At 71.9% G+C, this 14,090-nt stretch carries 14 protein-coding genes and 1 pseudogene; 8 read left to right on the top strand and 7 right to left on the bottom strand.

Annotated elements, in window-relative coordinates; translation table 11 throughout:
• From lon to Ade02nite_RS34880, 4 genes are all read left to right on the top strand, one after another.
• Positions 1–2,289, top strand: a complete 2,289-nt coding sequence (gene lon / locus Ade02nite_RS34895) for an endopeptidase La (RefSeq protein ID WP_379038742.1) — start codon at positions 1–3, stop codon at positions 2,287–2,289.
• A gap of 170 nt (positions 2,290–2,459) precedes the next feature.
• Positions 2,460–3,281 (top strand): immune inhibitor A, encoded by an 822-nt coding sequence (locus Ade02nite_RS34890; protein ID WP_239169272.1) that lies wholly within the window; start codon positions 2,460–2,462, stop codon positions 3,279–3,281.
• 59 nt (positions 3,282–3,340) lie between these two features.
• Positions 3,341–3,826 (top strand): hypothetical protein, encoded by a 486-nt coding sequence (locus tag Ade02nite_RS34885; RefSeq protein ID WP_203773136.1) that lies wholly within the window; start codon positions 3,341–3,343, stop codon positions 3,824–3,826.
• On the top strand, positions 3,823–5,001 hold the full coding sequence (locus Ade02nite_RS34880) for a M48 family metalloprotease (RefSeq protein WP_203773134.1): 1,179 nt from the start codon (positions 3,823–3,825) through the stop codon (positions 4,999–5,001). The genes Ade02nite_RS34885 and Ade02nite_RS34880 overlap by 4 nt, the downstream gene beginning before the upstream one ends.
• A gap of 18 nt (positions 5,002–5,019) precedes the next feature.
• Here the strand turns inward: Ade02nite_RS34880 and Ade02nite_RS34875 are convergent, their stop codons facing one another.
• Both Ade02nite_RS34875 and Ade02nite_RS34870 read right to left on the bottom strand, forming a co-directional pair.
• A complete protein-coding gene (locus Ade02nite_RS34875) occupies positions 5,020–5,499 on the bottom strand; it encodes a M15 family metallopeptidase (RefSeq protein ID WP_203773132.1) in 480 nt (159 codons plus the stop codon).
• Between the two features lie 16 nt (positions 5,500–5,515).
• A complete protein-coding gene (locus Ade02nite_RS34870) occupies positions 5,516–6,427 on the bottom strand; it encodes a hypothetical protein (RefSeq protein ID WP_203773130.1) in 912 nt (303 codons plus the stop codon).
• 191 nt (positions 6,428–6,618) lie between these two features.
• On the opposite strand from Ade02nite_RS34870, the gene Ade02nite_RS34865 reads away from it, so the two are divergent.
• From Ade02nite_RS34865 to Ade02nite_RS34855, 3 genes are read left to right on the top strand one after another with little or no spacing between them, the layout of a single operon-like run.
• The gene (locus Ade02nite_RS34865) at positions 6,619–7,209 is read left to right on the top strand and encodes a hypothetical protein (RefSeq protein WP_203773128.1); all 591 of its coding nucleotides are present in this window, start codon (positions 6,619–6,621) and stop codon (positions 7,207–7,209) included.
• Positions 7,206–8,333: a sensor histidine kinase gene (locus Ade02nite_RS34860; protein WP_203773126.1), complete on the top strand. Its 1,128-nt coding sequence runs from the start codon at positions 7,206–7,208 to the stop codon at positions 8,331–8,333. The genes Ade02nite_RS34865 and Ade02nite_RS34860 overlap by 4 nt, the downstream gene beginning before the upstream one ends.
• A complete protein-coding gene (locus Ade02nite_RS34855) occupies positions 8,330–9,025 on the top strand; it encodes a response regulator (RefSeq protein ID WP_203773124.1) in 696 nt (231 codons plus the stop codon). Before Ade02nite_RS34860 ends, Ade02nite_RS34855 begins: the two co-directional genes overlap by 4 nt.
• On the opposite strand, the pseudogene Ade02nite_RS34850 reads toward Ade02nite_RS34855, so the two are convergent.
• A pseudogene (locus tag Ade02nite_RS34850) lies at positions 8,979–9,465 on the bottom strand (nucleoside/nucleotide kinase family protein). The gene Ade02nite_RS34855 and the pseudogene Ade02nite_RS34850 overlap by 47 nt on opposite strands.
• Positions 9,462–10,577, bottom strand: coding sequence for an alpha/beta hydrolase family protein (locus Ade02nite_RS34845; RefSeq protein WP_203773123.1), 1,116 nt, complete (start codon positions 10,575–10,577; stop codon positions 9,462–9,464). Before Ade02nite_RS34845 ends, Ade02nite_RS34850 begins: the two are co-directional and overlap by 4 nt.
• 122 nt (positions 10,578–10,699) lie before the next feature.
• Here Ade02nite_RS34845 and Ade02nite_RS34840 point away from each other — a divergent pair, with 122 nt between their 5' ends.
• A complete protein-coding gene (locus Ade02nite_RS34840) occupies positions 10,700–11,515 on the top strand; it encodes a ThuA domain-containing protein (RefSeq protein ID WP_203773121.1) in 816 nt (271 codons plus the stop codon).
• A 7-nt stretch (positions 11,516–11,522) separates the two neighbouring features.
• Here the strand turns inward: Ade02nite_RS34840 and Ade02nite_RS34835 are convergent, their stop codons facing one another.
• The 3 genes from Ade02nite_RS34835 to Ade02nite_RS49775 form a co-directional block, all read right to left on the bottom strand.
• Positions 11,523–12,536 (bottom strand): SDR family oxidoreductase, encoded by a 1,014-nt coding sequence (locus Ade02nite_RS34835; protein ID WP_203773119.1) that lies wholly within the window; start codon positions 12,534–12,536, stop codon positions 11,523–11,525.
• Positions 12,537–12,616: 80 nt separating this feature from the next.
• Positions 12,617–13,138, bottom strand: coding sequence for a TetR/AcrR family transcriptional regulator (locus Ade02nite_RS34830; RefSeq protein WP_203773117.1), 522 nt, complete (start codon positions 13,136–13,138; stop codon positions 12,617–12,619).
• 182 nt (positions 13,139–13,320) lie between these two features.
• On the bottom strand, positions 13,321–14,046 hold the full coding sequence (locus tag Ade02nite_RS49775; protein ID WP_239169271.1) for a hypothetical protein: 726 nt from the start codon (positions 14,044–14,046) through the stop codon (positions 13,321–13,323).
• Positions 14,047–14,090: the final 44 nt, after the last annotated feature.

Below are 14,090 nucleotides of genomic sequence, written 5' to 3'. Positions count from 1 at the left end.
GTGTTGTTCCTTGACGACATCGTCCTGCTCCCGGGCATGGTCGTGCCGGTCGAGCTGGACGAGCCGGCCCAGGCCGCCGTCGACGCGGCCCGCACCTCGGCCGGTTCCGAGCTGCTCATCGCCCCGCGGCTCGAGGACCGCTACGCGTCGCACGGCGTCGTGGCGAGCGTCCAGCAGGTCGGCAAGTCCCGCAGCGGTTCGCCCGCCGCCGTGCTGCGCACCGGTGTGCGCGCCCGCATCGGCAGCGGCGTGACCGGTCCGGGCGCGGCGCTGTGGGTCGAGGCCGAGCCGGTCGCTCCCGGCGCGCCGTCCGAGCACGTCCGCGAGCTGGCCGCCGAGTACAAGCAGCTGGTCGTCTCGGTGCTCCAGCGCCGGGAGGCGTGGCAGGTCATCGACTCGGTCAGCGCCATCGACGACCCGGGCGACCTGGCCGACACGGCCGGCTGGGCGCCGTACCTGTCCAACGACCGCAAGCGCGAGCTGCTCGAGACGCCCGACGTCGAGACCCGGCTGCGGCAGCTGATCGAGTGGACCCGCGACTTCCTGGCGGAGTCCGAGGTCAGCGACAAGATCGAGAGCGACGTCCGCGAGTCGGTCGAGAAGCGCAACCGCGAATACCTGCTGCGCGAGCAGCTCAAGGCGATCCGCAAGGAGCTCGGCGAGGACTCCGCCGACGGCAACGACGACTACCGCGCCCGGGTGGAGGGCGCCGACCTGCCCGAGGCCGTCCGCGAGGCCGCCCTGCGCGAGGTCGGCAAGCTGGAGCGCGCCGGCGACCAGAACCCGGAGGCGGGCTGGATCCGCACCTGGCTCGACACCGTGCTCGACATGCCGTGGGGCGTGCGCACCGACGACAACACCGACCTGAGCGCCGCCCGCGCGGTGCTCGACGCCGACCACCACGGGCTCGACGAGGTCAAGGAGCGCATCGTCGAATACCTCGGCGTGCGCGCCCGCCGCGAGTCGCGCGGCCTCGAGGTCGTGGGCGGCCGTGGCTCCGGCGCGGTGATCCTGCTGGCCGGCCCGCCCGGAGTCGGCAAGACGTCGCTCGGCGAGTCGGTCGCCCGCACGCTCGGCCGCAAGTTCGTCCGGGTCGCCCTGGGCGGCGTGCGCGACGAGGCGGAGATCCGCGGCCACCGCCGCACGTACGTCGGCGCGCTGCCCGGACGCATCGTGCGCGCCATCCGCGAGGCCGGCTCGATGAACCCGGTCGTCCTGCTCGACGAGGTCGACAAGGTCGGCAGCGACTACCGCGGCGACCCCGCGGCGGCCCTGCTCGAGGTGCTCGACCCGGCGCAGAACCACACGTTCCGCGACCACTACCTCGACCTCGACCTGGACCTGTCGGACGTGCTGTTCATCGCGACCGCGAACGTCCTCGACACGATCCCGCAGGCGCTGTTCGACCGGATGGAGCTCATCTCGATCGACGGCTACACCGAGAGCGACAAGGTCGCCATCGCCCGCGACTTCCTGGTGCCCCGGCAGCTCTCCCGGGCCGCGCTGTCGGAGGACGAGGTGACGGTCACCGAGGAGGCGCTGCGCGAGATCGCCGCGAACTACACCCGCGAGGCGGGCGTACGGTCCTTCGAGCGGCTGCTCGCCAAGGCGTTCCGCAAGGCCGCGCTCGGCGACCTGCCCGCCACCATCGGCGCCGCCGACCTCAAGGACCTGATCGGCCGGCCGCGGTTCACTCCCGAGTCGTCCGAGCGCACGGCCGTCCCCGGCGTGGCCACCGGCCTGGCCGTGACCGGGATGGGCGGTGACGTGCTCTACATCGAGGCGTCGCTGCTGCCCGGCGACAAGGGCGGGCTGTCGGTCACCGGCCAGCTCGGCGACGTGATGAAGGAGTCGGCGCAGATCGCGCTCTCCTACGTGCGGGCGCACGCCGAGGAGCTCGGCATCTCGCCGGAGCAGCTCGACCACCCGATCCACCTGCACGTGCCCGCGGGCGCGGTGCCCAAGGACGGGCCGTCGGCGGGCGTCACGATGACGACCGCCCTGGTCTCGCTGCTGCTCGGCCGCAACGTGCGCGCCGAGGTGGGCATGACCGGCGAGGTCTCGCTGACCGGCCGCGTGCTGCCGATCGGCGGCGTGAAGCAGAAGCTGCTCGCCGCGCAGCGGGCCGGCCTCACCGAGGTCTACCTGCCCCGGCGCAACGAGCCCGACCTCGACGACGTGCCCGCCGACGTGCTGGCCGCGCTGACCGTCCACATCGTCGCCGACGTCCGCGAGATCCTGAGCACGGCCCTGGAGCCGATCTCCGCCGGCGTGGTCACGGCGGCCTGAGGCCCGCCGGACGAAATCGAGCCGCCCGGGAGGAGTTTCCTCCCGGGCGGCTCGCCGCCTCTTGCCGAAAACGTTTTCGTGGGGGAGTCTCACTGTCATCCGTCAGCACCGATCGTCGTGGGGTGAGGTGCGCGCCAACGCATAGATGTTTATCGATCTATGGAGGTCCCGTGAGACTCGTGAGAACACTGGCCGCCGCGCTTCTGGCGCTCGCTCTGCTGCCGTCCGCGGCGCAGGCCGCGCCCGCGACGTGGAGCCCGCCGGCCAACCTGGTCACCCCGCTCGCCCAGGTGTGGCAGCACCAGGAGCAGACCTACAACAACGGCAACCTGTACGCGTTCCGCAACTACGGCTGGGACCAGGTCATGGCCAACCGCGGTTACCTCAACTACTGCGTACGGTGGGACTCCTCCGCGACGGTGACCGCCGCCCAGCGCGACCAGATCCACGCCGCCCTCGGCCGCCAGCACAAGAAGTGGATGGACGAGCTGGTCGGGCACAACGCCTGGCCGTACGCGGACGTGCCGGCCCGGGTCGTCGGCTGGGCCGTGCGCGACCGGTCGCAGCTCCAGTGGACCGACACCTCGGTGGACATCTACGTCAACGACATCCGCGAGAACGCGCCGCAGTGCTCGGTGCCGTGCGGCCGGTTCTTCAATCAGAACGGGCAGTACCCGAACTGCCCCGGCGGCTACGCCCGTCATTACGACCAGTCGCTGTGGCTGACCGACGGCTTCGGCGGCGGCGCCGGCGGTGACTGGGGCCAGCGTGTCGGCCGCGAGTACTTCATGAACAGCATCAACGCGGCGAACATGCACATCCTGCTGCACGAGATCGGCCATACCTGGGGCCTCGACGACTTCTACGACTGGACTCCCACCGGTGTGGGCGGCTTCCTCATGAAGGCCGGCAGCGCCGCGCAGATCACCGAGTTCGACGCGTGGATGTTCCGCGACTGGTGGCGGCACCTCAAGAATCGCTACGGGTACTGACAGACCTTGTCCGGTGGTGCCACTCTGTCCACGGTGGCACCACCACGGGGAGGTAACCGGTGACTACGCGTGATGCCGAGCGCTCGATCGTCGTACTGGAGACGTCGGAGGTGCCGGCCGCGAAGCGGATCGCGGCCGACCACGGCGTGCGGGCGGAGGAGGTGCCCCGGCTCGGCGTCGAGCCGGTCACCACGGCCACCCTGGTCATCGTGGGCGCGGCCGCCGCGGTGGCGACCGTGTCGCATCTGCTCGATCAGCGCAAGGGCGGGCAGGTGGTCGACCTGCGGCCCGGTGCGCCCCGGACGATCTACCGTACGCCCGAGGTGGTCTACGGCACGGTGGTGATCGTGGCCGAGGACGGCAGCGCCACCGTGGAGGTCAAGGAGCCGCAGGGCATGTTCGGCCAGGTCGTGTCGGCGCTGACCGAGATCGCCTCCGGCGGGCCGGAGGGCGCCGACGTGGTGGCCCGCGCGATCGAGGCGCGATTCGGCGACGACGTCGAGGTGACGCCGGCCGAGCGCACCCGACGGGGCGGTGACCGGTGAACGGCCACGACGACGCCCGCTGGTTCCTCGACCAGCTCAGGACCGCGACCGCCCTCAAGCTGGGCACGGCGCCCGCGGGCACCGCCGACCCGCAGTTGGTGCGTTCTCTGCGTGACCGGCTGCTGCGCGAGAGCATCAGCCCCGCCCAGCGCACCGACCCCGAGATGATCGACGCCTTCGCGCGGCACAGCGAACGGATGACCACGACGACGCAGGACGACTCGTTCTCGGAGATGTTCACCCAGATGCTGACGGTCCTCGAGCGCACTGTCGCCGAGCAGAACCCGGAGGTCGACCTCGTCCCGCTTCGGCCCCTCGTCGGCCACCTCCAGACCGGTCACCTCAACGCCGTCACCATGCGCGTGCCGGTTACCTCGGCGCACCTGGTGCTCGTCGAGGACCAGATGCCCCTGTTCGCCAACAAGCTGAGCAAGGCCTTCGCGTGGGCCGTCCCCCGCGAGAAGGAGAGCGACGGCCTGCACCACTTCCAGTTCGGCGCCGACCCGGTACGGGCGCGGCTGGACGCCGACCCGGCCATCGCCGAGCGCTTCGGGGAGATCGTTCTCCACTACGCGGTGTACGGCGCCCTCGGCAACACCGCACACCATCTGCTGCCCAACGGCTGGTTCAACTTCGCGTCCCTGCTGCGCGACGGCCTCGAGTACTTCGTGCTCGGCCACGAGTATGCCCACGTGCTCTGCAACCACCTGGACGGCGCCGAGAGCCGACGCGGCGTCCTGCCCGTCGAGGAGGTGGAGGCGATCGCCTGGTCCTGGCGGCAGGAGCTGGACGCCGACCTGCTGGGCACCATGATGGCGATCAACGCGATGCGCGCGGAGGGCGTCGACACGACGACCGCGTTCATGGGGGTCAGCCTCTTCTTCGACACCATGGACGTCCTCGACCGGGCGGTGTCGCTGCTGCTCACCGGCAGCGAGCAGTCGCACCAGGTGGGTTCACACCCGCCGTCCGCCCTCCGCAAGGAACACCTCGCCCAGCAGCTCGCCAAGGGCCCGCTGCGCGACGTCCTGGGCGTCGGCGAGATCGTGGGCGAGGTGGTCGAGTCGCTCTGGCAGCGCGCCCGCCCTCAGGTGCTGGCGATGCACCGCCGCGGCGCCCGCCCGGCCCCGATGTGGCACACGATCGCGAAGGAGACCGGGCGGCCTTCGGCCTGACGGCCGAAGGCCCTCCCGTCAGTCGTCCTGGTGACGGGCGACCCTGATCTTCTTGGCGATCAGCGCCACGTCGCTCGCCGGCTGGACGATCTCGAAGTGCATCTCGTCGCGGCGCCCGCGGTAGTCGCCGCCCCAGCGCACGGTGCCGTCGCAGAAGGCGAGGATCTTGCGGATCGCGATGATCTCCTTGGCCGTGAAGGTGCCCTTGGCGCCCAGCGGATGGGCCGGCGCGTTGAGGTCGATCGCGGTGCCCGAGGCGTGGTTGGAGAGCTTCGACGAGCCGCGGATGACGCGGTACGCGTACCCCCAGCACTGCTTGGGGCGAAGCGGCTCGACCGTGCGATGGAACTGCTCGGCCACGTAGAGCAGGACGGTGGCGACGTCGCCGCGGCGGACGCCCTGCGGGAGCTTGACGGTGGTGCCCGGCACCGGTGACTTGTCGAGACCGCCGAACTCCTCCGGCTTCCCGGCCACCCAACCGTTCTGGCTGTGCGGCATGGCTGTTCTCCTCTCCTCAGACGAGGCGCTTGGCGAAGTTGGTGGTCAGTTCGCGCATGGCGACCAGGGAGTCCTTGGTGAGCAGCCATGCGTACTCCTTCTCCCAGCCGATGCTGTTCCAGGCCAGGTAGACCCTCGGCGGGAGGTCGAGCAGACTGTTGCTCGCCTCGTAGCGGTCGAAGACCGTGTCGAGCCAGTCGGACTCGCGGCGGATGGTGGCGGCGCGCAGCTTGTCGGGGCCCATGAGGCCGCGCTCGCCGAGGCCGTAGGTCACGTTCTGACCGGCCTTGAGGCGGGGCCGGACGATCTCGTCGAACCAGCGGACGTATCCGGGGTGCTCGGGCAGGATCAGGTTGGTCGGGAAGGCGCCGTTGTGCTCGTTCTTGCCGGAGTAGACGTCGCAGAGGTATTCGTCGGCTTCGACCCGCTTCCAGGGGCCCGGGTTCTTGCCCGCCACGCCGTTCGGGCGCCATTGGTAGGCCATCGCGCAGTACGCCACGCGGGCGCCCGGCCAGCCGGCCTTGATCTCCTTGCGGGCCCGCTCGAACACGGCTTCGAAGGTGGGGCCGTCGAGGCGGTCCTTCCCGCCCTCGGGCTCGTGGTGCACGATGACGCCGACCTGCGGGTGCTCGGCCAGCCACTCGCCGATCTCGCGATGCACGCCGGTCCACTTGCCCGCCGCCACTTCGTGGGGCGACGGCTTGAAGGACACGTAGGCGCCACCCTTGCCCCAGCGCTCGGCCAGTTTCTCGATGCGCTTGAGCACCTTGGCCGGCTCTTCCCCCGGCTTCAGCGGCGGAATGAACTCCCGCCCGACGGCGGCCGCCGGGAAGCGTTCCTTGGTCTTGGCGACGGGCACATCGTCGTCCTCGTGGACACCGACGGACACCGTGCGACGGCTGATGAGTCTGATCGTTTCGACTGCCATGGCCTTCTCCTTTTCGTGAAATATCCGGATCTCCGGACTGCTCAAGAATCGGCCACGGTGACCCCTCGGGGCATCAGCCTGCCTGCGTAATCGCACGGTCGCGGTCGTACGTCAGGTGCTGTACTCGGCCGAACGGACGAGTGCGGCGGCGGAACGGCACGGCCGCCCGCGATTCCGGCAACAATGCCAGCATGAACAGCGACATAACTGACTATCCGGTCATCGTCTCGGTCCACCCCGATGAGGGAATGGACGACCTGCCACACACCGGGATCACGTGGGGCACCCTCGTCGATCCGGGCCTGGCGCTGCTCGCCGCGCCGCCACCCGACCGCGCCGCCGCACTGTCCCGGCCGATGCGCCTGCTGGCCGGGCCGTACGAGCCGAGCCGCGGCACCGTGCTGGACGCGCCGGTCGCGCAGACCTTTCAGCTGCGCAGCCCGCGCGGCCGTTCGTACCTGGCGATGCGGGCGGACCTGAGCGACTGGGCGCTGCCCGGCGGACCGCCCTGGTCACCCGGCGCCGACGACCCCTTCGACGACGACGCGGCGGAGCTCGCCGACCGGCTCCTGCGCGGCTGCCCGGCGCCGAGCGAGAGCTGGTTCGACCGCTCCGGCAAGGCGCGGGCCGGGCAGGGCGCGCCGCCGTACCCCTATCCGTTCCCGATCCGGCCGCTCGGCGAGTCCGATGTGGAGCCGGAGGCGCCGGCGGTGCGGCGACGGCGCAAGAAGCCGATGTGGGTCAAGATCCTGTCGTACGCGGTCGGGCGTGACGGGCGATGACACCGACGCTCGGGCCGCGTGTGCGCCCGCTGGTGCCCGGTCTCGCCTGGCTCGCCGACCTCGTGCTGTGGCTGGCCGAGGGCGCGGCGACGCCGGTCGCCGTACCCCTGCTCTCCGCCCTGGTCTGCGCGACCCTGTTCGCCCGCGCCGCCCACCCCGTCGCGGTCCTCGCCGTCCACCTCGGATGGTCGGTCTGCGTCGCGCAGATCTGGCATGCGAGTCCGCTGGTGGGTCTGCTGGTGGCCCTGTACGCGGTCGCGGCCGGCCGGTCGCTGCGCCTGTCGGTGTGCGGGATGCTGCTGACCGCGGCAGCCCTCGCTGCTCAGCTGGAGATCTGGAGCGAGCCGTTGGAGAGTGCCCTCTTCGAGCTGCTCGCCGTCGCCCTGGCCGCCGGTGGGGCGTGGGCGCTGGGCCGCCGCAACATCACCCTGCGGGCCGAGGCGGCCGCGGCCGCGCTGCGCGTCGAACGGCTGCGCATCGCCCGGGACCTGCACGACATCGTCTCGCACGCGCTCAGCGGCATCGTCGTGCAGGCGGCCGGCGCCAAGGCGGTCCTCTCCCTCGACCCGGGCCTCGCCGAACGGGGGCTGTCGGCCATCGAGAGCACCGGCGCGCAGGCGATGGACGAGATGCACCGCATGCTCGGGCTGCTGCGCTCGGCCGGCGGTGACGACGCCACGTGGCTGAACCGGCAGCCCGGCCTGGCGAACGTCGGCGCCCTGCTGGACTGGGCCCGCGACAACGGGCTGGTGCCGACCACGGTGGTGGACGGCGAACCCGGCCGGCTCGACGACAGCACCAGCCTGGCCGCCTACCGCGTCGTGCAGGAGGCGCTGACGAACACGCTCAAGCACGCCGGTCCCGGCACGGCGGTGACGCTGCGGCTGTCGTGGGGCGACACCGACCTGACGGTCAGCGTTGAGAATCATCTGGGCCGGCCGCTGCGCGCCGGCGGCCGGTTGCGGCAGGGCGGCGGCTATGGCCTGACCGGGCTGCGCGAACGGGTCACCACCGTGGGCGGCGCCTTCGAGAGCCGGGCGCTCGACGACGGGTTCCTGGTGTCCGCCCGGCTGCCGCTGGCGCGCCGGCTCGACCGGGAACCCGTCGGAGGGCCGGTCCGATGATCACCGTGCTGCTCGTCGACGACGAGCCCCTGGTCCGGGCCGGCGTCGCCATGCTGCTCACCAAGGAGACCGACATCGAGATCGTGGCCGAGGCGGACAACGGCCTCGAGGCCATCGACCTGACCCGCCGGCACCGGCCCGACATCGTCCTCATGGACCTCAACATGTCGGACATGGACGGTGCCACGGCGACCCGGGAGCTGACCGGCGCCGGCCTGTTCCCCGACGACCCGTACCGCCCCCGCGTCCTCGTGCTGACCACCTTTCTGCAGAACGAGAAGGTGGACGAGGCCCTGCGCGCCGGAGCGTCCGGATACCTGGTCAAGCACGGCCTGCGCAACGGCTCCGCCGAACACCTGGCGGCCGGCATCCGCGAGCTCGCCGCCGGCGGGCACTACCTGCACCCCGCGATCACGGGCGGCGTGATCGCCGCCGCGACCGCCGCGCCGCCCGACCCGGCCCGGCGAGCGCCCAGCGTCCTCGACCGCCTCACGTCACGCGAGCGCGAGATCCTCAAGAACATGGCCTTCGGCTACGAGAACGGCGAGATCGCCGCGCGCCTCTTCCTGTCGCAGGCCACGGTACGCACCCACGTCAGCCGCATCATCATGAAGCTCGGCGTGCACGGCCGCACCCAGGCGGTCGTCACCGCGTACCAGAACCGCCTGGTCGCCCCCGGCCCGCCGGACTGACCCCAGCCTCTCGGCCGCGCGTCTGAAAGGACGGGTTTCGCGGGTCGTCGTTGTGCACGACGATGTCGGCGTGGCCGGCCGGGCGGGCGGTGGCGAAGTAGAGCCGCTGGGAAGGGATGTAGCGCTCGCGCCAGCGTCGTTCGATGGCGGCGCGGGAGGACGTGTCGCGCTCGCGGATCAGGGCGCGGGACACGGTCCGCTCGAGCTCGGTGGACACGAGGACGCGCAGCTCCCACCGGTCGATCAGCTCGGGGCGCAGCAGGAAGACGCCGTCGACGAGCAACACGGCGTCGGCCGGGGCGATCGTGAGCGGCGGGGACATCGTCGGCAAGCGTGGTCTTGCCCGCGGCGGGCGGCCCGTCGACGGCCACGCGCACCGGGTGGGTGACGGCGACGGACCCGACCGCCTCGGCCAGGTGGGCCAGCAACTGATCTCTCATCGCAGATACCTCACCTCCGGGAACTTACGGCTCGGCCCGTCGAGCAGGCGCTGAGGGCGGCCGCGCAGGTGCTCGTCGAAGAAGGCGAGCGGGTAAGCCCGGTCGATGCGCACCGCGCGGGCCGGGGCGAGCGTGCCGATCCAGCCGTGCAGCTCCTCGTCGGTCATGCCGGCCACGCGGGCCAGCTGGGGCATCAAAACCTGGAGATCGTTGTACGACGAGTGGACCGCGCCGTCGGCCCGCACGTCGAGGCGCCAGCCGGTCAGCTGCGACGACCAGAAGCGGGCGACGGCCGGCTCGGTGGCCTTGGTGAACTCGGCGGTCATCATCATGAACGGCCGGTCGATCCGCCCCTCCATGAGCGGCAGCATGGGCCCGTCGATGGCCAGGCCGGCGCGCACCCGCCGGTCGGCGAGCATCACGCGGGCGGTGGCCGTCGCGCCTTTGGACCAGCCGGCCATGCCCACGCGGTGCGGGTCGACGGCGCCCGCGAGCCCGGCCGGCAGGTCGCCGAGGCGGTCGAGCACGAACCGGACGTCGAGGGCGAAGTCCTCCGGATACAGCGACTCCTCGGTGGGGACGACCACCCGGCCGTCGGGCAGCCGGCTGTACGCGTCGCCGAGGTGATCGATCGCCACCACCGCGTACCCGTGGCTGGCCAGCTCCTGCACCATGATCGTGTTGCTGCCTCGATGGTCGCCCGCGCCGTGCGAGAACACGATCAGGGGCAGACGGTGCGCGGCGCGCCGCACCGGAGCGCCGAGGCGCCCGGCCGTGAGCGGCGCGCGAACGACGTCCGGGTCGTAGCCGGCGTCGGCCAGGTAGCGCCGCAGCACGGCGGGGTCCATCCAGGACGCTCGCCGGTGGGAGCCGGTGTCGCGCGCCGGATACCAGGCGGCGGCCATGAGCTCGCGGTGGCCCGGCTCGCCGGTGAACGGATCGGGTCGCGACCGGTCGACGAGGTGCAGCGGCACCGTGCCGATCGGGTAGGGGCCGGTGGGCTCGGGCAGCGTGAGGCGGGGCGGCGCCGCCAGGGCGGGGCCGGCGGCGCCGGTCGAGACAGCGGCGGCGGACAGCGTTGTGGTGAGCAGACGTCTGCGGGTGATCGGCATGGCATCCTCTCCGGTTGTCTATACACTGAAGGTATACGCAGAGGGGATAGTTGTCGACACCCTTCCCGGACCGGTCGGAGAGTCATAGGCTTCGATGCACGAGCACACGCCGAGGAGGGTTCATGAGGCTTGTGGGCAGGGTGGCGCTGGCGTTGGCCGTGGCGGTGGGGCTGATCGGCCCCGCGACCGCGGCCTCGGCGGGGGAGGGGCACAAGCGGTTGAGCGTGCTGGTCTTCTCGAAGACGGCGGCGTTCCGGCACGACTCCATCCCGGCCGGGGTGGCCGCGATCCGGCAGCTCGGCGCCCGCAACCACTTCCGGGTCGACGCGACCGAGGACGCCGCGGCCTTCACCGACGCGAACCTCGCCCGCTACGACGCGGTGGTGTGGCTGAGCACCACCGGCGACGTGCTCGACGACGCGCAGCAGGCCGCCTTCGAGCGCTACATCCGCGCCGGCGGCGGCTACGCGGGCATCCACGCCGCCTCGGACACCGAATACGACTGGGCCTGGTACGGCGGTCTGGTCGGCGCGTACTTCCGCGACCACCCGGGGTCGGTCAACCCGCAGTTCCAGGTCGCCACGGTGCACGTCTTCGGCCGTGACACCGCGGCCACCCGGCCGCTGCCGCGTCACTGGGAGCGCGAGGAGGAGTGGTACAACTTCCGCACCAACCCGCGGCACACCGTGCGGGTGCTGGCCGAAGTGGACGAGCGCACCTATGACGCCCGCGGCTACAGCGAGCCCGGCGGCTCGCCCGGCATGGGCCGGCACCACCCCATCTCGTGGTGCCAGCCGTACGACGGCGGCCGCGCCTTCTACACCGCCATGGGACACAAGGCCGAGTACTTCTCCGACCCGCTGCTGCTGGCCCACATCCTCGGCGGCATCCGCATGGCGGCCGGCGACGCCCGCTTCCCGTGCGGCCGCGAGGACTGAGCGGCAGTCAGCGGCGGAGGGCGAGCAGGCTCTCGGCCGTCTCGGCGATGGTGTCCTCGATGGGGCGCGCCTTCCAGCCGAGCACGCGCTCGGCCTTCGCCGAGGTGGCGTCGAGGTCGCGGCCCAAGATCGCCCGCAGCGAGCCCAGCTGCGGGTTGACTCGGGCCAGCCCCCGCGCGACGAACAACGGCATCTCCCGCGTCGGCACCTTCGCCGCCCGTTCGCCGAGCCGGTCGCGCAGGATCGCGGCGACGTCGCGCATCCACAGGCTGTGCCCGGCCGTGGCGATGAACCGTTCGCCCGCCGCGGCCGGTGACGTCATCGCGAGCAGGTGCAGCGAGGCCACGTCGCGGACGTCGACGTAGCCGGTGGCGAACGGCAGCAGCGCCGGCATGCTCCCGTCGAGCATGCGGGCGAGCGCGCCGAGCGACGGCGAGTAGTCCGGGCCGAGGACGGGGCCGAGCACGGCGGTCGGGTTGACCGTGGCCAGTTCGAGGCCGCGGCCCTCACCGTTGACGAAGTCCCAGGCGGCCCGCTCGGCCAGCGTCTTGCTTTTCTGGTACGGCGCGATGCGGGCGCCGGCGTTCGTCCAGTCCCGCTCGGTGAACGGGGTGTCGCGCGGCGCGTGCCCGTACGCGATCGCGCCGATGGCCGACGTCATCACCACGCGCCGCACGCCCGCGTCGCGGGCCGCGCGCAGCACCCGCAGCGTGCCGTCGACGGCCGGGCGGACCATCTCGTCGTCGTGGCGCGGCACCCGGGTCAGCGTGGGCGACGCGATGTGCAGCACGTAGTCGCAGCCCGCCGCGGCCTCCCGCCAGCCCTCGTCGTCCCGCAGGTCGGCGCGCACCACGCGCAGGCGCGCGTCGTCCTCGCCCGCCCGCCGCAGCGTCGCCCGCACCTGCGGCTCGCGTGCCAGGTCGCGCACGGTGGCGCGCACCGTGTGCCCGGCGCCGAGCAGCGCCAGGGCGCACCAGCCGCCGATGTAGCCGGACCCGCCGGTCACCAGAACGTCAGCCATCTCCGCCTCCAAGGGGTGTCTGCCCTGACGTTACCGGAGAGGTCTCCGCTTAGGCAACAGGAACCGGAGATATCTCCGCTTCAGCTTCGGAGGCCGTCCAGGATCAACGTCAGCATGGGTTGCGCCCGGTCCGGCGCGGCCCGCCAGAGGGCGCCCGTGAGCTGGAGGAAGTCGCCGGGCTCGGCGTCGTCGCGGAAGCTGCCGTCGCGCTTGCCGGCGTCCAGCAGCTCGCTGATCGCCGCGATCACCGGGCCGTAGGTCTGCTCAGTGATCGACTTGTGGGCGTCCGGGCTGAGGGCGGCGCCGAGCGCGTGCTTCGCGCGCATGGCGTCCACGAGGGTGGTCGTCCATGCCCGCAGCGCCTCCCGGGGCGCCAGGGTGGCGAGCAACTCGGGCACCGAGCCGATGAGCCGGTCGACCTCCTCCTGGTAGATCTCCAGGATGAGCGCCTCGCGCGACGGGTAGTTGCGGTAGAGCGTGCCGGCGCCGACCCCCGCCCGCTGCGCGATCTGGTTCATCGACGCGTCGCCGTCCTCGGCGAAGGCCTGGCGGGCGGCCGCCAGGATGCGAGCCCTGTTCTCCCGGGCGTCCGCGCGGACCATGGCCCCTCCTGGTTATCCGGAGAGATCTCCGGCACTGTAGTGGAGACCCCTCCACAAGACCTTAGAGGAGCACCATGCGCTACCTCAAACTCGGCGCCACCGGCCTCGACGTGTCGCCCGTGGCCGGCTGACCCGCGCCTGGGAACGCGGCGGCTGGGGACTCGACGCAAGGATCGGCCGGATCACGCGAGAGCACGGCGAGGTGCAGCGCCCCGCCGCCGCCGTCCGTGGTGATCCCCATCGAGGGAGGAGTGGTGCGCAGTGCGGTAGGCGGTCTCTGCCCTATTGGCTGCCTTGATGCGGCAGGATCTCCTGGTTGTCGTGGAGATGCCCGCACGCCCGTCGGCGGTCAGGGCGAAGCCGTGCAGCTGCTGCAGCCCCATTGAGGTGATCGGATCGTCGATGGCTGCGGGCGAGTCCTCGACCCAGGGACGGGCGCGATCGAAGGTCTCGGCTCGGTCGCACCGGCCGTCGAGCAGGTCGCGCCACCATGCCGCCACCTCCGCGCGGGAAGGTGGCGTCACCGGCTTGTGTGCCGACCCGTCCTGCGGGTCCCAGAGGGTCAGGCCGTGCTCGGTTGCCAACTCCCGGATGAGCCTGATCGCTGGATCGCTGCGTTCGCCGAAGCTCAGGCTCATGAACACGTGGTCGATGCCGACATCCAGCGGCGTCGACATCCACGGGCTGTCGTCCGAGTACGAGTGCGGCGGATGGTCCGGGAACCGTGCCCGCAACCGCTCGTAGAAGGCGACGATCCGTTCGTCGAGCTCGCCTTCGACATGGACGCGGGATTGGCAACGGTCGACCATCGCGGCGACCTCGGAAACGTCGGTCCACCCGTCGATCGCCACAACGGCGAGGTCAAAACTCAACCGGATCGTCTCCCGTTCCGCGGTCAGCTTGATCAAGGGATCCCACCCTACGGCTCCGCGGCCTCGGCGGCCCCGGCCGT

The sequence above is a fragment of the Paractinoplanes deccanensis genome (assembly GCF_016862115.1).
Taxonomy (GTDB): Bacteria; Actinomycetota; Actinomycetes; order Mycobacteriales; family Micromonosporaceae; genus Actinoplanes; species Actinoplanes deccanensis.
This window is presented reverse-complemented; position numbering and strand designations above follow the sequence as displayed.

What these genes read in the sequence shown, in the direction of transcription:
- Ade02nite_RS34830 (WP_203773117.1), bottom strand. Translation starts at nt 13,138, where the DNA reads ATGGTCCGCGCGGACGCCCGGGAGAACAGGGCTCGCATCCTGGCGGCC.
- Ade02nite_RS34855 (WP_203773124.1), top strand. Translation starts at nt 8,330, where the DNA reads ATGATCACCGTGCTGCTCGTCGACGACGAGCCCCTGGTCCGGGCCGGC.
- Ade02nite_RS34840 (WP_203773121.1), top strand. Translation starts at nt 10,700, where the DNA reads ATGAGGCTTGTGGGCAGGGTGGCGCTGGCGTTGGCCGTGGCGGTGGGG.
- Ade02nite_RS34875 (WP_203773132.1), bottom strand. Translation starts at nt 5,499, where the DNA reads ATGCCGCACAGCCAGAACGGTTGGGTGGCCGGGAAGCCGGAGGAGTTC.
- Ade02nite_RS34870 (WP_203773130.1), bottom strand. Translation starts at nt 6,427, where the DNA reads ATGGCAGTCGAAACGATCAGACTCATCAGCCGTCGCACGGTGTCCGTC.
- Ade02nite_RS34845 (WP_203773123.1), bottom strand. Translation starts at nt 10,577, where the DNA reads ATGCCGATCACCCGCAGACGTCTGCTCACCACAACGCTGTCCGCCGCC.
- Ade02nite_RS34860 (WP_203773126.1), top strand. Translation starts at nt 7,206, where the DNA reads ATGACACCGACGCTCGGGCCGCGTGTGCGCCCGCTGGTGCCCGGTCTC.
- Ade02nite_RS34835 (WP_203773119.1), bottom strand. Translation starts at nt 12,536, where the DNA reads ATGGCTGACGTTCTGGTGACCGGCGGGTCCGGCTACATCGGCGGCTGG.
- Ade02nite_RS34865 (WP_203773128.1), top strand. Translation starts at nt 6,619, where the DNA reads ATGAACAGCGACATAACTGACTATCCGGTCATCGTCTCGGTCCACCCC.